Annotated in this window: 1 protein-coding gene and 1 pseudogene; both read left to right on the top strand. The window is 73.5% G+C overall.

The features are described from left to right. Positions 1–753, top strand: a 753-nt coding sequence (locus ACFUEL_RS34610; protein WP_380241362.1) for a phosphopantetheine-binding protein, incomplete at its 5' end; no start/stop codon positions are given. 49 nt (positions 754–802) lie between these two features. Further along, positions 803–5,173: pseudogene (locus ACFUEL_RS34615) on the top strand (beta-ketoacyl synthase N-terminal-like domain-containing protein); the annotation flags it as partial.

Here is a 5,173-nt window from a genome sequence, read left to right on the forward strand (position 1 = left end):
CGTCGGATGGCGCGGCAGGGGATGCGTCCGCTGTCGGACGCGCACGGTCTGGCGCTGCTGGACGCTGCCGTCTCCCGTCCCGAACCCCTGCTGGTAACCGCCGAGTTGGACCTCGCCTCCCTGCAACGCTCCGGCGAGGTACCGCCGTTGCTCTCCGGCCTGGTCCGCCCCACCCGCACCCGACGGTCCTCGGTCGCCGAGCACGGCACCGAAGGCGGACAGGCACTCGCCGCCCGGCTGGCGCCGCTCAGCGCGGACGAACGGCTGGACGCGGTACGGGAGTTGGTGCTGTCGCAGGCCGCCCTGGTGCTGGGCATGGCGGGACCCGGCAGCCTGCACGCCGAACGGTCCTTCCGGGACGTCGGCTTCGAGTCGCTCACCGCCGTCGAACTGCGCAACCGCCTGAACGGCGCCACCGGCCTGCGCCTGCCGGCCACCGCCGTCTTCGACTACCCGAGCCCGAGCGCCCTGGCCGACTTCGTCGTCCGGGAACTGTTCGGGACGGTCGCCGAGGAGTCGGCCGCCCTGTCGGCCTACTCCGGGCTCGACCGGCTCGAAGCGTCGCTGACCGACCTCCTGGGCGACGAGAGCGCGCGGGCCCGGGTCACGGCGCGGCTCAAGGACATCCTTTCCGCACTGAGCGACGCCGGCGCCCCCGGCGAGGGCGACGACGACGCGTCGGTCGCCGACCGCATCCAATCGGCAAGCGACGACGACATGTTCGACTTCATCGACAACCAGCTCGGGCTCTGAGTACGTCGCCGTACCACCGTGCGAAATGAGGAAGGCGTCCATTCGGATGGCGAACGAAGAGAAGCTCCGCGATTACCTCAAGCGGGTCACCACTGACCTCGCCCAGACCCGGGAGCGCCTGCGGGAGGTCGAGGGCCGACAGCAGGAACCGGTGGCCATCGTCGGCATGGCCTGCCGCTACCCGGGCGGGGTGACCTCACCGGACGAGCTCTGGCAGCTGGTCGTGTCCGGCCGGGACGCGATCGGCCCCTTCCCGACCGACCGCGGCTGGCCGACCGACCTGGTCGATCCGGATCCGGACGCGGTCGGCAAGAGCGTCTCGGGAGAGGGCGGATTCCTTTACGGGGCGGGCGAGTTCGACGCCGAGTTCTTCGGGATCAGCCCGCGCGAGGCGATCGCCATGGACCCGCAGCAGCGCCTGCTGCTGGAGACCTCGTGGCATGCGCTGGAGGATGCGGGCATCGACCCGACGGCTCTGCGCGGCAGCGCAACGGGCGTGTTCGCGGGGCTCTTCTACCACGACTACCTGCCGTTCCACCCGGTGCCGGAGGAGGTCGAGGGCTACCTCGGCACCGGCGGAATGGGCTCGATCGTCTCCGGCCGGGTCGCCTACGCGCTGGGCCTGGAGGGCCCGGCGGTGACCGTCGACACGGCGTGTTCGTCCTCGCTGGTCGCGCTGCACCTGGCCTGCCAGTCGCTGCGCTCGGGTGAGAGCAGCCTGGCGCTGGCCGGCGGCGTGACGGTGATGGCCACGCCCGGCACCTTCATCGACTTCTCGCGCCAGCGCGGTCTGGCGTCGGACGGCCGCTGCAAGGCGTACTCCGAGCAGGCCGACGGCACCGGCTGGGGCGAGGGCGTCGGCGTCCTGGTCGTGGAACGCCTCTCGGACGCCCTGCGCAACGGCCACCCGATTCTCGCCGTGGTCACCGGCACCGCGGTCAACCAGGACGGCGCCTCCAACGGCCTCACCGCCCCCAACGGCCCGTCGCAGCAGCGCGTCATCCGCGCCGCCCTGGCCGGCGCCGGGGTGGGCGCGGACGGCGTCGACGTGGTCGAGGGCCACGGCACCGGTACCCGGCTGGGCGACCCGATCGAGGCGCAGGCGCTGCTGGCGACCTACGGCCAGGACCGGCCGGCCGAACGGCCGCTGCTGCTCGGATCGGTGAAGTCCAACATCGGGCACGCGCAGGCTGCGGCCGGTGTCGCGGGTGTGATCAAGATGGTGGCCGCGATGCGCAACGGGATCGTCCCGGCGACGCTGCATGCGGAGGAGGCATCCAGTCGGATCGACTGGGAGTCCGGTGCCGTCCGCCTGGTTACCGAGGCCCAGCCCTGGCCGGAGACGGGCGAACGCCCGCGTCGAGCCGGTGTGTCCTCGTTCGGGTTCTCCGGCACCAACGCGCACGTGATCATCGAGCAGGCCCCGGCGGTGGCGGAGGCGCCTGCTGCGGAACGGGTGCCGTTGCCGGTGGTGCCGTGGCTGGTTTCCGGGCGTTCGCCCGAGGGCCTCGCCGGTCAGGCCGCCCGCCTGAACGAACTCGCCCACCCGGACGCGGACCTCGCGGATGTGGGTCTGTCGCTGGCGGCTTCACGTGCGGCGTTGGAGCACCGCGCGGTGGTGCTGGGTGTTGATGCTGGTGAACTGGCCGGTGGTCTGCGGGCATTGGCCGAGGGTGTGGAGGTGCCCGAGGTCGTTTCGGGTGTGGTGGGTGGTGTGGGAAAGCTGGGGTTCGTGTTCACCGGGCAGGGTGCCCAGCGGGTGGGCATGGGTCTGGGGTTGTACGAGGCGTTCCCGGTGTTCGCGGAGGCGTTCGATGCGGTATGTGCGGCGCTGGCCGAGCACCTGGACGGCTCGCTCGCCGCGGTGATCCGCGGCGGGGACGACATCAACGGGACGGGGTGGGCGCAGCCCGCGCTGTTCGCCGTCGAGGTGGCGCTGTTCCGACTCCTCGAGTCCTGGGGTGTCGTTCCGCAGGTGGTGGCGGGCCATTCGATCGGTGAGCTGGCGGCCGCGCATGTGGCGGGTGTGTGGTCGCTGGACGACGCGTGCGCGGTGGTTGCCGCCCGTGGCCGTCTGATGCAGCAACTTCCCACCGGTGGGGCGATGGTGGCGGTGGAGGTGACCGAGGAGCGGGCGCTTGCGGCGATCGCGGACCGTCCGGGTGTCGGCATCGCCGCTGTCAACGCGCCTACCGCCGTGGTGATCTCCGGCGTCGAGTCCGAAGTCCTGGACGCCGCTGAGGAGTTGGCGTCCGAGGGGGCGCGTACCAAGCGGCTCCAGGTCTCGCACGCCTTCCACTCGCCGCTGATGGAGCCGATGCTCGCGGAGTTCGCGCGGGTCGTGGAGTCCGTCTCTTCCCACGCGCCGAAACTGGCGATGGTCTCCGCCCTCACCGGTGCTCCTGTCACCGACGAGGTCACCGACCCGTCCTACTGGGTGAGGCACGTCCGCGAGGCCGTCCGCTTCGCCGATGCCGCAAACGCCCTGCGCGCAAACGGCGTTCGGACGTTCGTCGAGATCGGTCCGGACGGTGTGCTGTCCGGCATGGGCCCGCAGACCGCCACCGGGACCACTCCCGCCGACGAGGCGTGGATCGCGCTGCTGCGTCGGGGCCGCGACGAGCCCCGGGCACTGCTGACCGGTCTCGCTCGGGCCTTCGTCCGGGGTGTCTCGGTCGATTGGGCCGGGCTGTTCCCCGGGGCCCGGCGGGTGGACCTGCCGACCTACGCCTTCCAGCACCAGCGCTACTGGCTCCCGGTGGGGGCCGGTGCGGTGGACGTGGCCGGGCTCGGCCAGTCCCCGGCACGGCACCCGCTGCTGGGGGCGGCGGTGTCGCTGCCGGCGACCGGTGGGCTTGTTCTGACCGGTCGCCTCTCGGTCGAGCGGCAGCCGTGGCTGGCCGATCACGTGGTGGCCGGCCAGGTGATCGTGCCGGGTGCGGCGCTGGTCGAACTCGCGGTGCGGGCCGGGGACGAGGCGGGCTGCGGACGGGTCGAGGAACTGCTGATCGAAGCCCCGCTGGTGCTTCCCACTGAGGGCGGCACGCGGGTGCAGGTGACGGTGGACGAGGCGGACCACGCCGGACGGCGGAACTTCGCGGTCTACGCCCAGTCCGAGGGCGCGGCACCGGAGGCGGAGTGGACCCGGCATGCGGCCGGTGTGCTGGCGGCGACGGAGAGCGCCGTGCCGGAGGTTTCCACCGACTGGCCGCCGGTCTGCGCCGAGGCGCTCGACCTGGACGGTTTCTACCCGGCTCTCGCCGCCCGGGGTCTCGCCTACGGTCCGGCGTTCCGGGGTGTCCGGGCGGCCTGGCGGCGCGGTGACGAGCTCTTCGCCGAGGTCGCCCTCCCGGAGGGTGTGGGCGTTGCCGGGTTCGGTCTGCACCCGGCGCTGCTGGACGCCGCCCTGCACGTGGCCGGCCTGCGGGGCGACGGAACCGGTCTGGTGCTGCCGTTCGCCTGGTCCGACGTGGCGGTGTACGCGGCGGACGCGGTGGCGGCCCGGGTCCGGGTGGCCCCGGCGGCTTCGGGCGAGGGCGTCTCGGTGACCCTGGCCGACGCGTCCGGTGCGCCGATCGCCACCGTCGGCTCGTTGGTGCTGCGGACGGCCTCGGTCGAGGAGTTGACGGGCGGCCCGGGTGGTACGGGTGCTGCCGGCGGTGCGATGTTCGGGGTCGAGTGGGTTCCGGCTGCCGTCCCGGAGGTGGCCGGTCCGGCTGCGCCGGAAGGCGGTTGGGCGGTTCTGGGGGAGGGGCTGCCGGGCGCCGACGCGTACCCGGACCTGGCCGCGCTGCTGGCGGCCGTCGAGGCGGGCGGGGCGGCGCCCGCCGCCGTGGTGGCGCGGATCGTCCCGGCGCCGGGGGAGGAGGCCGTCCCGACGGCGGCCCACCGGACGGCGGTCGGTGCGCTCGCGCTGGTGCAGGAGTGGCTGGCGGCGGACGCGCTCGCCGGTTCCCGGCTGGTGGTGGTGACCGAGCGGGCGGTGGCGGCGGGGCCCGAAGCGCTGGTGGACGTCGCGGCGGCGCCGGTGTGGGGTCTGCTGCGCGCCGCGCAGGCGGAGCAGCCGGGCCGGTTCCTGCTGGCCGACCTGCCGGACCTGTCCGCCGACGTCATGGAGTGGCTGCGCGCCGGATCCCGTTTGGGCGAGCCGCAGTTCGCTGTGCGTAGCGGTCAGGTGCGGGTGCCGCGTCTGGTCCGGCTGCCCGGCCTGCCGGCGGCGTCGGTGGAGGGGCGTCGTCCGGGCACGGTGCTGGTGACGGGTGCGTCGGGTGCGTTGGGTGGTCTGGTGGCCCGGCATCTGGCGGTGTCCGGTCGGGTGGAGCGGCTGGTGCTGCTGTCGCGTCGGGGTGTGGACGTGGCGGGGATGCCGGAGTTGGTGGCGGAGTTGAAGGAGTCGGGGGTCGAGGTGTTGGTGGCGGCC

The organism is Kitasatospora sp. NPDC057198 (assembly GCF_042670125.1).
Taxonomy (GTDB): Bacteria; Actinomycetota; Actinomycetes; order Streptomycetales; family Streptomycetaceae; genus Kitasatospora.